Source organism: Chitinolyticbacter meiyuanensis, assembly GCF_008033135.1.
Classification (GTDB): Bacteria; Pseudomonadota; Gammaproteobacteria; order Burkholderiales; family Chitinibacteraceae; genus Chitinolyticbacter; species Chitinolyticbacter meiyuanensis.
Genome location: NZ_CP041335.1, coordinates 2,634,290 through 2,648,499 on the forward strand (window position 1 = coordinate 2,634,290; position 14,210 = coordinate 2,648,499).

Consider the following 14,210-nt stretch of genomic DNA (forward strand, 5'->3'; position numbering starts at 1 on the left):
GACGACCTCTGCATGAACTTTAGGGGCTGCCCGCAACTTTTTTTGCAGACGTTACAAACGGCATCCGCAAAGTGCAAAGGCCGCCCATTGAGGCGGCCTTTGCATGGTCCCGTCCGGCTCAATCGGGCAGCCAGGCCTGCCGCCAGGCGACGAGATGCTCGCCTTCCAGCATCCAGTCGCGCAGCACCGCTTCGCGCAACGCATCGCCCTGCCGAGCCGTGGCATCCAGATCGCGCAAATGACTGCGGATGGCCTCCACCCAGTCGCGGAAGCGGTTCTTCACCAGCGTCACCGGCAAGTCGCCGCGATAGCAGACGATATCGGTCGCGACGGTGGGGAAACCGCAGGCGCCGTATTCCAGCAGCCGCAGGTTGCTCTTGCACTCGTTGAACAGGTTGTGTTCGAGCGGCGCCAGCGCGAGATCGAGGTTCAGGCTGGCGAGCTTGGCCGGATATTGCTCGATCGGCACGCCCGAGTGGTATTCGCGCACATAGGGCTTGAGCACTTCCGGGCACATGCCGAAGAACACCCAGTCCACTTCGTCCGCCAGCGCCTTGACCACGTCGTGGATCACTTCCAGGTCGCCGGTATGGCTCATGCCGCCCCCCCAGCCAACCCGTGGCTTCGCGCCCACGCGTCGCTCGCTCTGCAGATCACGCCACCACTTGGGTGGCAGGCGGTTCTCGATCACGCGGATATCGCGATGCAGGTTCAGCTCGGCGTACGCCTCGGCCAGCGGCGCAGTCGATACCACGAAGCGGTCAACCAGCGACAGCGCCTTGCGCATCTGCTTGAGCACATCCTTGGGCATATGGGCGCGATGCGCGCTCTTCATCGGCAGGTTGGGCAGGTAGTCATCGAGCTCGTAGATCTTGAAAGCCCGCGAATAGCGCTTGTACTGCTCGATGAAACCGATCTGGTTCTCCGTGATCTGGCGCTGCAACAGCAACACGTCCGGATCGAGCCGGGCCAGGTCGACCGGGTGCAACAGCTCCCAGCTGATATGCCCATCGATCTGCAGTGCCTCCTGCTGCGCAAGGAAAGGCTGGATCACGCGATACTGGCCGCAGCCCATCGCATCGCCCGGGTGTGCCAGCACCGTCGGCAGCGGCCGCCAGCTTACCGGTCGCCACGACAACTGCGCACGCGGCTCCAGATCGAAGCCGTTGCCATGCAGGAAGAGGTTGCGGTTGTAGGCCGGATCGGCGGCCAGGCGCGGCAGCCAGCGCTGCAGCAACGCGGCCCGCGCCGGCTCACCCGGCGCATCGCCCGGCAAGGTCTGCACCGCGGTCACCCGCGGTGTCCAGACCGTCAGATAACCGGCGGCGTGCGCACGCAGGCAGAAGTCGACATCGGCGTGACCATCGCGGAACGCTGCCGCATCGAAACCACCCAGCTCGTCGAACACCTGCTTACGCACCATCATGCAACCACGGCTGACCGCGGAGCCGTCCTGGTCGAGCTGCAGGCGGTTCATGTAGCCGTAGGCATCATGTGGCATGCCGATGAACGCGCTATTGGCTGCGCCATGCAGGCCCAGGATATGCAGCGCCTTGACCACTGTGCCGTCCGGCGCCAGCAGCTTGCCGCCGACGACGCCGACTTCGGCGCGTTGCGCGTGGTTGAGCAGCAAGTCGATCCAGTCTTCGCCGACGATCTCGCTGCCGGCATCGAGCAACAGCAGGTATTCGCCGCTGGCCTGACTGGCCAGCACGTTGACGATGGCGGCATCGTTGAAGGCGTCGTCGCTGGCAAACGTGCGCAGGCGTGGGTTGCCAAGCGCATCGAGGCCGACCAGGTATTCACGCAGCGCCGGCACATCGCCATGAGCGTCGATCACCAGCAGCTCATAGTGCGGATAGCGGGTGGCCGAGACCAGCCGCTCGATGCAGCGTTGCAGCGCGGCGAGCTCCCGCGGTGCAACCAGGATGACCGACACCAGCGGCTGGCTTGCATGCTGATAGCGCACGCTGCGCGCCGACGGCAAGGCGCCCTGCTCGACCACAGTGGTCAATCCCAGCCGTCCCAGGTGGGCCGCGATCACTGGCGACAGCGGCTGCTGCACAGCATCGAGGTTCACCCAGTCGCCATACGGCACGGCGCTGTGATACAGCACGTCATCCAGATGGCCGATCGCCGGCCAGCCCGCCTGCTCCAGCACGCGGAACAGCAGGTCCACATGGGCCAATGCGCCAAAACGCGCATCGAATCCACCGAACTGCGTCAGCCCCGGCACCGATACCGCCAGCGAGCGGCCGATATAGGGCGTGTTGCGCAGCAGTTCGAGGTTGAAGTCCGGACGGAAGATAGGCAGATCGTATTGCCCCTCCGGCTTGCGCCAGTCTTCATCGGCATAGACGCAGTGCACGGCCGGCTGGCTGATGATCTGCTCGGCCAGCAGCAGCGTGGCGGTCTTTTCCAGCTCGTCGCCGGCGTGGACCAGCCACAGCCAGTCCGAGCCAGCCGGCAGTGCGCTGCCCAGCGTCTGCGGCCACGCGTCGTCCAGCCCCAGCCAGCTGACGTTGTCACCGGCGCCGCCAGCCGGGGCCGGCTTGCTCGAGAGGATGATGATGTGCGCGGGGTGGTAGTACTGCGCGGTCAGGCTGCGGATGGTACGCACCAGCGCCGCCACGTCGCCCGCTTCATCGAAGATCACCGGGACGATGCGCGGCTGGTGTGGCCACTCGGCGATACGGGCATCGAACAACCGGCCGTGGCTGGGCAGCAGGCGCCGCTCGGCGCGCCAGGCCGCGTACACATCAAGGAAGGACAGCGCGCGTGCCGGCGCCTGGCCGGGGTTCTGCGCGGCATCCATCTGGCCCAGCAGCTTGCCGCGTGCCTCGGCCAGCACGCCATTGCCCAGGTCGCCATGGCGCTGGTAAAGCTTGCGATACAACGCCGGGAAATTCTTGCGTTCGCGCCCCAGCATGTGATCGGTGCCGCCCGATGGCCGCACATGCACCTCGGACGTCACCCGTGGCTCGTGCACGAACTCGAGATGCCGCGCCAGCTTGAGCAGCATGTCCCAGTCTTCCAGCGCAGTCAGCGATTCATCGAAACCGCCGACCACGTCCAGCGCTGCGCGCGGGTGGCTCCAGGTATTGACCGGGATGTAGTTCTGCAGGAACAGCTGCTCGCGCGAGAACTGCTGGTGGCGGAACGGCTCCTCGCGCGCAAGCTCGATGCGCTGGCCGTCCTCCAGCTTTTCCTGCACATAGACCACGCCCGTGTACGCCACCTTGTCCGGATGCTGGGCATGGGTTGCCGCCAGCACCGCCAGGTGATTCGGCAAGTAAAGGTCGTCGTCATCGAGGTAGCAGACATAGCGGCCGCGCGCCTGGCGCAAGCCGGCATTGCGCGCGGCCGAGAGGCCGCTGTTCCTGCCCAGGTACAGATAGGTGACGGGGTACTCGCACTCGGCGATCAGCGCCTCGACCGGGCTGCCATGGTCGTTGACGAGGATCACCTCGAAATCGCGCCAGGTCTGTGCCGACAGGCTGGCCAGTGCATCGACCAGCAGCTCGGGGCGGTTGTAGGTGGTGAGCACCACCGAGAACATCGGCGCGTCATCCGGCGCCACAACCCTGGCCGATAGCAGGCTCGCCGGCTGGAACAGCGCCTGGTGAATGGCTTCGGCGCGCACCCGGAACTGCTCCTGGATCTGCGCCGGGTAGCTGCCGAAGCGTTGCAGGTAAAGCCGCCAGATGCGCTCGGCCGCCGCGCGGATGCGGGGGGCCGCAACCGGATCGGCCAGGTTCAGCTCGAGTATCTCGGTGTGTTCGGCCAACGGTTTTTCGGAGCCGTAGAAGCTTTGCGACACCTGGCCACCGTGCACCCGGTAGCCCACCGTGGGCTGGTGCAGAAACACGAAATCCGGGTGCCGGCGGGCAATGCGCGTCCACAGTTCCCAGTCGCCCGCGGTCAGGTCTGGCCGATGCAGCGGGCCCTCGGGCAGCCGCACCTCGTCGAACACGCTACGGCGCAGCATCACGGCCGAAGGCGTGATGTAGTTGTCGAAACTGAGCAGGTCGACCACTTCGTCGCGGTGGCCGAAATAGGAGTGCGGCAGGTGTCCCGGGTGCTCCGCATAGCGCACCAGCTGGCCCTGTTCATCGATCCAGTTGCATTGCGTATACGCCAGCGGTGCTTCCGGGTGCAGTTCGAGTGCAGCGAACAGCGAGGCAAGGTGGCCCGGGTAGATCAGGTCGTCCGATCCCAGTACCACTACATAGCGCCCGCTGCCCGATTCCACGCAGCGGTTGTAGTTGCCCATCATCCCGAGATTGTGCGGGTTGATCTCGTAGCGGAAGTTAGGGCGGTCGGCATAGCGCGCCAGCACGGCGAGCGTGTCGTCCTTGGACTGGTCGTCGAACACCAGCAATTCGAAGGACACGCCGGTCTGGGCCAACACCGACTCGATGGTCTTGTCGATGAATCGGGCATTGTTGTACGACATCACCGCAACGGTGACATCCGGGCGAACAGGTGTAGTCATGGATCAGGTCCGCTCAGGCAGGATGGTGCAGTTGGGGCCAGCTGCGGGCCGCGCCCTCGCGCGACAGCAGCTCGCGGGCATGGTCGGCGAAGAACTGCTCGCTGGTTCCGGGGTTGAACAACAGCCAGTCGCGAAACTCGGCGATCTGCTGTTCGAGGAAACCGCGATGCGTCTGCGCCAGGCGCAGCTTGGGCACCAGCTCGTCGAGTGAGCGGACCACCAGGCCGATATTCTCGCGGCGCTCGAACTGGATGCCACGCATGCCCGCCTCGTCCGCCGCATTCGGTGCAAAGAACAATGCCGGGCGACCAAAGGTGAAAGCGTAGGTGAAGCCCGTGCCGGAGATATCGGTCAGCATCAGATGCGTGCGGGCGTAGGTGTCGAAGTAGTTGCCCGAGCGATCGAGCGAGAACTGCGCATGGCCCTGGAAGCGGGCAACGATGCGCTCGACCACCGGCTTGTCCTGGTCGCGCCAGGATTCCATGTGCGGGCGGAACACCACCGAGATGCCGCCGTCCAGCATCGCCGAGACCAGCTGCTCACCATAGCGGTTGAGGATGGAGAAGCCGCGGTTCACGTAATAGGCATGCGTGGGCGCGAACACCACCGTGAGATTCTCCGGCGGATTCAAACCGGACGCCGCGAGCTGGCGCCGCTGGCCATCGAGCTTGGGATAGCCGACCGGCATCAGCAGCTTGTTCTGCCAGTGCCGCTCCTGGGCCAGCACGGCAAACTCGTCGACATGATGCCGGCCCGCGCAGGCGATCACGTCGTATTGATCGAACATCCCTTTGTCGTAAACGCCATCAAGGCTGGTCAACGACACCAGGAAATGCACGCGTTGGGCACGCTGAGGGAAATGCGCCACCTGGCCGACATAGGGCGTGAGGTAGAGATCGGATTCCAGCCGGCCCAGTGTATCCAGCGGCACATTGAACGCGTATTCGACGCCAGGCGCCTGCTCCAGCGGGAAGCTCGATTCGGCAAAGGCATTGAGCCAGCGCACCCGGGCGCCGCGCTGGGCGAGCAGCGCCGGGATCTGCCCGAGATTGAGCACGTGCGAGACGTGATAGCAGTAGCAAATGACATCAACGGACATCAGCGGGCGTCCTGTACGCCGACGGCGGCGAGGAAAGTAGCGTAATCGCGGATGTAGTCATCCGCATCGTAAGCGTGCGAGGCAAACACCAACAATACCGCATCGGGACTATAGGCGTACTGGCTGCCCCAGGTCATCGCTGGCAGGTACAAGCCCTTTCGCGGGTGATTGAGCACGAACTCCTGCCGCGCCTCGCCATCATCCGCCACCACGCGCACGCTGCCACGCACGCAGATCAGGAACTGCTCGCAGGCCTTATGCGCGTGCTCGCCGCGCACATCCTTGCTCGGCACGTCGAACACCATGAAATAGCGGTTGGGCTGAAACGGCACGTCGGCCGGGAAGTGCCCGACAGTCAGCGCACCACGCAGGTCCTCGAACACCGGCATCTCCAGGTAGCGCACGCCGCGCACCTGGCAACCGCCATCGTCAGCGGTCTGCGGCGCTCGGGCCGCCGTAGGCGTCGGCTGGCCCGACGCGGTGGTGGCATAGCCGACGATGCGCGCCGGATTGCCAACCACGATGGCGTAAGGCGGTACCGAGTGGGTAACCACCGCGCCGGCACCGATCATCGCGTGCTGGCCGATGGTGAGCCCCGGCAGGATGGTGGCGTTGGCGCCGATCGAAGCGTGATGCTCGATGCGGGTCTGCGCGAACGCCTCCGGATACTGCTTGCTGCGTGGGAAGCGGTCGTTGGTAAAGGTGGCGTTCGGGCCGATGAACACATCGTCGCCCACGCGCAGGCCATCCCACAGTTGCACGCCGCACTTCACCGTGACGCGGTCACCCAGCACCACGTCGTTCTCGATGAACACCTGGTCGCAGATATTGCAGTCGGCGCCGATGCTCGCCCCAGGCAGCACATGAGCGAACGCCCACACCCGGGTGCCGTCGCCGATCTGGCTGCTCTCGCAGAGGCCTGAAGGATGAACGTAGTAATTCATGCTTGCAGCTCCGCCGCGACCGCCCGGCACGCCGCGATGACCTGATCGACTTCGGTATCGGCGAGCTCGGGAAAACACGGCAAGGTGAGAATGCTCAGCGCCGCGCGTTCGGTTTCCGGCAGCGCGGTCCCCGGCGCGGCCACGCTTTGCAGGTGATCGGGAATCGGATAATGGATCTCCGTGGCGATACCCGCCTCGGCCAGCGCGCCGCGCACCGCATCGCGCGCAGCAAGGCGCATCACGCACAGGTGGGCGACATCGTCCTCGCCAGGCGGCAAGGGCAATTGCCAGCCCAGATCCACCAGCCCGGCGCGATAGCGCTGCACGATCTCGCGCCGCCGCGCGTTCCAGCCATCCAGGCAGGGCAGCTTGGCCCGCAGCACAGCCGCCTGAAGTTCGTCAAGCCGGCTGTTGCGCCCGCCCGCCAAGCCGACGTGGTACTTGCCGCTCCAACCGTACTGCCGCAGGCTGCGCAAACGCTCCAACAAGGCAACGTCGTTGCTGGCCACCGCACCGCCGTCACCCAATGCGCCCAGGTTCTTGGTCGGATAGAAGCTGAATGCGGCCAGATCGCCCCAACTGCCGGCGCGGCGGCCATCGCGCATTGCGCCATGCGCCTGCGCACAGTCCTCGATCAGCGGAATATCACGCCTACGAGCCCAGGCCAGCGCCCCCTCGACATCAGCCATGCGGCCGTAGAGGTGGGTCAGCACCAGCGCGCGGGTGCGCGGCGTGACGGCAGCATCGAGCAGGCGCACATCCAGTTGCATCGACTGCGACTCGATATCGACATACCGCGGCACAGCGCCGACCGCGCGGATCGCGGTGCTGGCATACATGCCGGCGTTGGCCACCGTCAGCACCTCGTCGCCCGGGCTGACCTGCAGCGTGCGCAGTGCCAGCTCCAGTGCGTCGGTGCCGTTGCCGACCGCCACGGTGCCGGTCACGCCGAGGTATTGCGCAAACTCGGCCTCGAACGCCTGGTTCTCCGGCCCGAGGATGTAGTAGCCGCGTTGCAACACACGGTCGATGGCTGTACGCAGCTCGGCGTCGAGCGCACCGTTGTGCCGTGCGAGATCGTTAATCAGCAACATGATCGAAGCTCACCTCCGCGTAGGCGGCCAGATCGTCGGCCGAATCCACCTCGCCCCACGGGCCAGCCACCGGCACGGTGCCGATGCGCCAGCCTTGCGCCAAGCCGTGGCGCAGCAACGAAGTCATGTCCAGTTTATCCGCAGCAGCACCCTGTTCCGCCAGCAAGGCCTCGATCCGCGCCCAGCTCGCCGACGTGAACTTCAACAGCCCCATGTACTGGCCCTCAATGGCTGCCACGCTGTCGCTGCGCGCGCCGATCTCGGCCAGCGTGCCGTCGGCATGGCGACGGAAGGTTTCCGCGTCGGCCAGCGGATCGGCAAACCGTTTCTGCCACACCTGGAGCCAGTCCGGGTCGTAGGAGATCGCCAGTTCCTCATTACTCGCAGCCAGACGGCGCACCGTTTCGGCGGAATAGAAGATGTCGCTGTAGCTGACGATGCATGGGCCGGCGCGCAGCCATTCTCCCGCCTCGGCCAACGTGCGCACCATATTGGTCTCGGCCCAGCGCGGATTGTCGAAGTACTGCACCGGCTCGTCGAACTTGTCGGCGCAGTAGCCGCGCACGATGGCGATATCGGCGATACCGGCACCGCGCAAAGCGGCCAGTTGCCAGTCGAGCAGGCGACGGCCATGCAGTCGGGTAAAGCACTTGGGCTGTTCGGCGGTCAGCGCGCCCATGCGGCTGCCACGGCCAGCGGCGAGGATGATGGCTCGAATCATGTCGGATAACTCAGTTGGTCCAGCGGCACATGTGGCGCCGCGGCAATGAAATGGGGATTGCGCTGGCTGGGCGTGTTGTAGCGTATCGGCGTCAGGTCCGGCAACGCGCGCAACACGCAGCCGGCAGCACGCAGCACCGCGTCGCCAGCGGCGACGTCCCATTCGCTGCTGCCGTTGAAGCGCGGGTAGAGATCGACCTCGCCGGCGGCCAGCCGGCCGAACTTCAGCGCAGAGCCGATGGGTACACTGCACGCCACGCCGTTCAGACGGGCGAAGGCGGCGGTCTGCGGCACATCGTGATGGCGGCTGCACGCCAGCGCGCGCTCGGGCGCCCAGCGCCCCGGCAACGCGGTGTGCATGCCGCCGCGCGCCATCCAGGCGCCCTGCCCCAAAGCGCCGTAATACAACTCGTCGAGCGCTGGCGCGTACACCACGCCGGCAATGGCCACGCCTTGGTGGATCAGGCCGATATTGACGGTGAACTCGTGGTTGCGATCGAGGAAATCGCGAGTGCCGTCGAGCGGATCGACCAGCCAGAAGGTTTCCCAATCGCGGCGCACCGTATAGTCGACCAGCGTTTCCTCGGAAATCACCGGCCAGGGAAAACACGCCGCCAGCTCGCTGAGAATCACGCGGTTGGCGGCCAGGTCGGCCAGCGTCAACGGCGAGCCGTCGCCTTTGGCTTCGACGCCGAAGTCGGCGCGGGCATAGATATCGAGTATGGCCGCGCCGGCCTGGCGGGCGATGCGTACCAGCTCGGTTTCAAGATGGCGATGATCCAGGGCGAGGTCAGGCAAAGTGATGCTCGATCAGGTGACGGTCATGCGGCGCCAGGGTCGCTTCGCGCTCGGGATGCCACATCACGGCCAGCACTGGCAGTTCCGCATGGCGTAGCGCTTCGATGCTGCCGTCGGGTGCTTGCGCCAAGTCCTGCAACAGTTCAGGCAGTTGTCGCACGCCCCAGTTGTGGTAACTGTTGACCTCGAATGTACCCAGTTCGCCCGCCACCGGATGCCGGGTGGCGACATGGCCCTCGATACGGTGCAGCGTACCGCCGAAGTAGTCGACGATCACGTGCAGGCCGTGGCAGATGCCGAGCACCGGCGCGGCATGGCTGACGGCCAGATCGAGCAGCGCGCGCTCGGTGGCGTCGCGCTCCGGTGTATCGCCGCCCTGCACCAGCAGGTCATTGCCACCGGACAGCACCACGCCGGCTGGCATCAGCGCCTGCCACAGCGTGGCCACGCTGTCGGGCCGGTTCGGTACCGGCACGGCCAGGAGGCCGCACTCGGCAAGGATGGCGATCAGGCGCTGGTCCAACGCATCGCGGCGCTCGTTGCGGTCGCGCCAGGCATCGACGCGCTGGCTGACGAGGACCGGCTTCAACGCAGTACCTCCACGCGGCGGTTGGCGCAATCGACGTTGAGCATCCGTGCAGCTGACCACTTGCCATACAGCACTTCGCCCGCACCGATCACTGCCGGCAGGCCCAGCTCGTTGGCGCGGATCGCCATATGCGAGTTGACGCCACCATAGGCGGTGATGAAGCCGGCGATGTCGTGCGAGAACAGCCAGTCGAAGCCCGGGTCAGCGCTGGGGATGGCGACGATGGCGCCCACCAACTGCTCGCGATCGCGGTACGACACCACCGGCGCTGTCACCTGGCGATGCGTGATGAAATTGGGTTCGGTGGCAGGCATCTCGAACGAGAATGCATCCTCCGGCGAGGACAGCAACGGCGGCAGCACGATCTGGCAAGTTTCGGCATAGCGCTTGCGGCCACGCGCGATGCTCTCGCCGATCAGCGCTACCGGGTCGACGCCGGCTGCGTACAGCTCGTGGACGCAATGGATGTCGGCATAGGCCATGTCGTCCAGCGAGAAGCCGTGCTCGCGGCCCAGCTCGCGGAACAGCGACATCGCATCCGACAGGTTGCGGCAGAACACGAACTTGGCGTATTCCCTGAGCTCGATACCCGCCTGCAGGAAATCGAACAGCCCGACCACATCGTGCGCCAGGCCGTGCTCGGCCAAGAGCTTGCTGATGGCGCGCATCTGCGCCAGCGACAGTGCGAACGGCGCCGCCGGCGCATGCTCGGCCACCGTGCGCTGCCAGTCGAAGTAAAGATCGGGCGCCTCGTCATAGCGCGGCGACAGCAGATCGTAGGTGCCGGGCCGCAGGTGGCCGTACTTGGCCAGGAAGGTGGTGCGGTCGAGCTGGACCAGGTCGCGCGTCATCTGACCACTGACCGTGTCGAGACCATTCATGAAGGCGTCGTAGGCTGCGCGGTCGAGCACGCCGACCGCCACCAGCGAGCGCAGCATCTGCACCGCGATGAAGCCGGCGCGCGCGAGACCCGCGAACGGCAAGGTGCCGTAGCGCTTGCAGTCCTCCAGCAGCCAGTAGATGCGCGACACGCGATCGACGTCGGCCGCCAGGATCTCGTCGCGCCGCGCGGCCAGCACGGCCAGCTTGTCGCGGTCGGAGCGCCACAGACCAGTGTCATTGTCGACGATGCGATTGGTCAGGTTGCGCAGGCTGTCGGCCAGGCGCTGCTGTTCGGCCAGGGTGAAGCCAGCCTCGCTCAGCTTTGCCAAGCGCTCCGGCAGGTCCAGCGTGTAGCAGGAGAAGACAATCTCAAACTCGACCTTGTCGTGCAGGTTGGGTGCGGCGAGCAGGCGGTCGACGTAATAGTTGACCAGCTTGTCCGCGAGCGAGCCGTCGATGTCACGTGGCACGAAGGAATTGAAGCTGACCCGCACATCGATGTACGGCAGGCCGTGGAAATGCAGCATCAGCGGGAAGCTGCGCAGGTTGCGGTAGCCATAGTTGTGGCGCTGGTAAGCCCAGATGCTGTCGGTGACCAGCTCGCGATACAGGGACAGCGACAAGGGCTTGGGCCGCACACCGATGATCTCGGCCGGATTCCAGTCCGGCATCACGCCGTAGACGGTGCGCCGGCCGTGCAGGAACGGATGCGGATGCCGCCCCTGTTCGATCTTGGCCGCGATATGCGCCAGCATGTCGCGGTGCGCAGCGGTATCGATGCCGGCGTCCATCACCAGCAACGGGCGCACCTGCAGCAGCACCATTCCGCCGTCGGCGATGGCGAATTCCAGATCGAGTGCGGCAGTGCCGAACAGCGCACGCAATTCCTCGATCAGCGCCACCACGGTGTCGAGCGGTGCCGGCTCCAGCGGCGCCAGGTGATGGATGTAGCGGGTCCTGAGCTGATTGGATACCCCAGCGGTGACGCTATCGGTACGAGCGCTGGTGTCGTCGTAATTGAGCACATAGTACGGCGCACCGGTGGCCGGGTCCTGGCCGAAGGCGACGCCTGCGAGCTCGACCCGCTCCAGCATCGGCTGGATGAACACCTCGTTGCGTGGATCGACAACGCCCGCGGCATCGGCCATCGACGCGATCACGGTGGCCACGGCACCGGCGACATCCGCCATCGGCACCGACAGCACCGATTCGAAACGGCCGGCCAGCGATCCGCTGGCACTGTCCTCGGCCAGCGCGCTGCTGCGCACCGCCAGCAGCGGCCAACCCAGCTCGCGGACGCGGACAGTCAGCGCTGCCGCATCCGTGCGCCATTGCGCCACGGTGAAGCGCAGTTGCGGCAATACCCGCGCACTGCGCAATACCGGTTGCAACGCCTCCAGCGTGCCCGCCTTGCTCTGGAACCGCATGGACTCAACCCTTCAGTTGCGCCGCCCACATATTGGTCACGTACGGGATCGGGATGCTATCCACGCCCAGGCCGCGCACGTAGGCGGCAATCGCCTCGACCACCTCGCCGAAGCGCTCGCCGACCTGGCGCTGCAGCGTGGCGTGCGAGCGCCAGGCCTCGACGCAATCCTCGATGCCCTGGTGATGCAGCACACTGCCCTGGATGCGATGCACTTCGCGGAACAGCCCACTCTGCTCGATCACCTCGGTCTGGTCCTCGCGGCGGGTGCCATAGCCGTAGCCGGGCACGAACTCGCGGATGATGGCCTCGATGCGGGCCTGGATCGGATCGTCGAGATCACGGTGATTCCACATGCAGGCGAACCAGCCGCCCGGCACCAGGATGCGCTGTGTCTCGCGCAGCGCCGCAGGGCGGTCGGTCACGTTGAACGACGAACCGAAGGTGACCATCTTGTAGACGTGGTCCGGCTGGCCGGTGGCTTCGCCTGTACCCTCGAACCAGCTGACATTCGACAGCGCCTCGGTACGCTTGATGCCGTTGCCGCGCATCGCATCGTTCGGCTCCACCGCCACCACCTGCAACTGCCGCTTGGCCAGCATCAGCGTGAGGTGGGCCACGCCGGCCCCCACATCGCACACCTTGTCGCCAGGCTTCACGCCGGCCAGCCGCACCAGATCGTCGATCGCGCTTTCGGCGTAGTCCGGCCGTTGCAGGTAGGCGTCGGCGAGGTCGGTGTAATCCCATTCGGTTTTCAAGTCAGTTGCTCCTGTTCAGGCTTGGCTGGGCCGATGATTGTCCAGTGCGGACAGGATCTGTTCGGCAAGTTGTTCCGGCGTATGGCGCCCGTCGTTCTGGACCAGCACGTGCGGGTTGGTCGGCAGCTCGTAGGCGGGATTGAGGCCCACCACGTCATGCGAGGCGGTGTGGTCACTGTAGAAAGCGCGCCGCTCGAAGAGATGGTCTTCAGGCGCGACGATATAGATTTCACGGTAGCCGGCGATGTGATCGCGGTTCCACTGCCGCACGGCGTTGAACATCGAGACGGTAGCGCACACCACGTCCGCCCCCTGGTCCGCCAGCATCCTGCATAGCCGGGCATAGCACATGGCGAGGTGCCTGCGCTCCTCCACCGAATAGCCATGCTGGCCGCCGAACACCTCGCGCAAGCGGTCGCCGTCGAGCAATACCGCACGCCTGCCGGCTTCGAGCAAGCGCTGATGGAGCGCCGTGCCGATGGTGGTCTTGCCGGCCCCGGCAAGGCCGGTCACCCAGTACACATGGCCAGCTTGCTGCAGGCCGGCCTGCGCCATGATTGCGGCGCTCACGCGAACAACGCGCCCAGCACGCGCTCGATGCGCCCGATCGCCCCACGGAACGGTTCGGCCGAGGTCGACATGCTGATGTTGCGCTCGCTGTCGCCGATGCCGGCGGCAGCGTTGGAGACGAAGGCCAGCGCGGCGTAGGCGAGACCTGCCTCACGGGCGAGGATGGCTTCGGGCATGGCAGTCATGCCCACCATGTCGCCACCGTCGCCGGCAATGCGGCGGATCTCGGCCGCCGTTTCCAACCGTGGCCCCTGGCTGCAGGCATACACCCCCCCCGCAGTCACCGGTTCGTTCACCACCGCAGCGGCCTGCAGCAGTTGCTGGCGCAGCTTCTCGTCGTAAGGCTGGGTGAAGTCGGCATGGACGAAGGGCGTGTTGCCCTCCTCGAAGAAGGTCTGGTTGCGACCCCAGGTGTAGTCGATGATCTGATCCGGCACCACCAACGTGCCTGGCGTCAGATCAGCGCGGATGCCGCCCACCGACGCGATGGCGACCACGCGGCGCACCTTCATGTCGGCCAGCGCCCAGATGTTGGCGCGGTAGTTGATGCGGTGCGGCGGGATGGTATGGCCATAGCCGTGGCGGGCGATGAACACCACCTGGTGGCCGGCGATCTCGCCGAAGGTCAGCGCGCCCGAGGGCTCGCCATAGGGGGTGCGGACCACCTGCCGGTGGGTCCGGGTGAAGTTGCCGAGTTGGGTAGCCCCGGTTCCGCCGATGATGGCGAGCATGTCGGTCTCCTGCCAAGGGGCGTATTTGCTGAATCCTTGCCTGAATATAAGGCAAGAAAAAGGGGCGATGCCAGCACATCGCCCCTTTCATGACAAACCACTAC

Annotated in this window: 11 protein-coding genes; all 11 read right to left on the minus strand. The window is 65.8% G+C overall.

Annotated elements, in window-relative coordinates:
• Positions 1–118: 118 nt before the first annotated feature.
• Genes FLM21_RS12515 through FLM21_RS12565 form a run of 11 tightly spaced genes read right to left on the minus strand, consistent with a single transcriptional unit; the run spans position 119 to position 14,106 of the window.
• Entirely contained in the window at positions 119–4,495 is a 4,377-nt protein-coding gene (locus FLM21_RS12515; RefSeq protein ID WP_148715881.1) for a glycosyltransferase, read from the minus strand.
• A 13-nt stretch (positions 4,496–4,508) separates the two neighbouring features.
• Complete coding sequence (locus FLM21_RS12520; protein ID WP_148715882.1) at positions 4,509–5,594, minus strand: CDP-glycerol glycerophosphotransferase family protein; 1,086 nt, start codon at positions 5,592–5,594, stop codon at positions 4,509–4,511.
• The gene (locus tag FLM21_RS21530) at positions 5,594–6,538 is read right to left on the minus strand and encodes a WxcM-like domain-containing protein (RefSeq protein WP_148715883.1); all 945 of its coding nucleotides are present in this window, start codon (positions 6,536–6,538) and stop codon (positions 5,594–5,596) included. The genes FLM21_RS12520 and FLM21_RS21530 overlap by 1 nt, the downstream gene beginning before the upstream one ends.
• Positions 6,535–7,632: a DegT/DnrJ/EryC1/StrS family aminotransferase gene (locus FLM21_RS12530; protein WP_148715884.1), complete on the minus strand. Its 1,098-nt coding sequence runs from the start codon at positions 7,630–7,632 to the stop codon at positions 6,535–6,537. Before FLM21_RS12530 ends, FLM21_RS21530 begins: the two co-directional genes overlap by 4 nt.
• Positions 7,619–8,353, minus strand: a complete 735-nt coding sequence (locus FLM21_RS12535) for a phosphocholine cytidylyltransferase family protein (protein ID WP_148715885.1) — start codon at positions 8,351–8,353, stop codon at positions 7,619–7,621. The genes FLM21_RS12530 and FLM21_RS12535 overlap by 14 nt, the downstream gene beginning before the upstream one ends.
• Positions 8,350–9,150 carry a 3'(2'),5'-bisphosphate nucleotidase CysQ gene (gene cysQ, locus FLM21_RS12540; protein WP_187359886.1) on the minus strand — a complete coding sequence of 267 codons (801 nt, stop codon included), beginning with the start codon at positions 9,148–9,150 and terminating at the stop codon, positions 8,350–8,352. Before cysQ ends, FLM21_RS12535 begins: the two co-directional genes overlap by 4 nt.
• Positions 9,143–9,739, minus strand: coding sequence for a gamma-glutamyl-gamma-aminobutyrate hydrolase family protein (locus tag FLM21_RS12545; protein ID WP_148715887.1), 597 nt, complete (start codon positions 9,737–9,739; stop codon positions 9,143–9,145). Before FLM21_RS12545 ends, cysQ begins: the two co-directional genes overlap by 8 nt.
• On the minus strand, positions 9,736–12,048 hold the full coding sequence (locus FLM21_RS12550; protein WP_148715888.1) for a PEP/pyruvate-binding domain-containing protein: 2,313 nt from the start codon (positions 12,046–12,048) through the stop codon (positions 9,736–9,738). Before FLM21_RS12550 ends, FLM21_RS12545 begins: the two co-directional genes overlap by 4 nt.
• Before the next feature lie 4 nt (positions 12,049–12,052).
• Complete coding sequence (locus tag FLM21_RS12555) at positions 12,053–12,805, minus strand: class I SAM-dependent methyltransferase (protein ID WP_148715889.1); 753 nt, start codon at positions 12,803–12,805, stop codon at positions 12,053–12,055.
• A gap of 15 nt (positions 12,806–12,820) precedes the next feature.
• Positions 12,821–13,375, minus strand: coding sequence for an adenylyl-sulfate kinase (locus FLM21_RS12560; protein WP_222846696.1), 555 nt, complete (start codon positions 13,373–13,375; stop codon positions 12,821–12,823).
• The gene (locus tag FLM21_RS12565) at positions 13,372–14,106 is read right to left on the minus strand and encodes an S-methyl-5'-thioinosine phosphorylase (protein ID WP_148715890.1); all 735 of its coding nucleotides are present in this window, start codon (positions 14,104–14,106) and stop codon (positions 13,372–13,374) included. Before FLM21_RS12565 ends, FLM21_RS12560 begins: the two co-directional genes overlap by 4 nt.
• Positions 14,107–14,210: the final 104 nt, after the last annotated feature.

What these genes read in the sequence shown, in the direction of transcription:
- FLM21_RS21530 (WP_148715883.1), bottom strand. Translation starts at nt 6,538, where the DNA reads ATGAATTACTACGTTCATCCTTCAGGCCTCTGCGAGAGCAGCCAGATC.
- FLM21_RS12535 (WP_148715885.1), bottom strand. Translation starts at nt 8,353, where the DNA reads ATGATTCGAGCCATCATCCTCGCCGCTGGCCGTGGCAGCCGCATGGGC.
- FLM21_RS12565 (WP_148715890.1), bottom strand. Translation starts at nt 14,106, where the DNA reads ATGCTCGCCATCATCGGCGGAACCGGGGCTACCCAACTCGGCAACTTC.
- FLM21_RS12550 (WP_148715888.1), bottom strand. Translation starts at nt 12,048, where the DNA reads ATGCGGTTCCAGAGCAAGGCGGGCACGCTGGAGGCGTTGCAACCGGTA.
- FLM21_RS12530 (WP_148715884.1), bottom strand. Translation starts at nt 7,632, where the DNA reads ATGTTGCTGATTAACGATCTCGCACGGCACAACGGTGCGCTCGACGCC.
- FLM21_RS12520 (WP_148715882.1), bottom strand. Translation starts at nt 5,594, where the DNA reads ATGTCCGTTGATGTCATTTGCTACTGCTATCACGTCTCGCACGTGCTC.
- FLM21_RS12515 (WP_148715881.1), bottom strand. Translation starts at nt 4,495, where the DNA reads ATGACTACACCTGTTCGCCCGGATGTCACCGTTGCGGTGATGTCGTAC.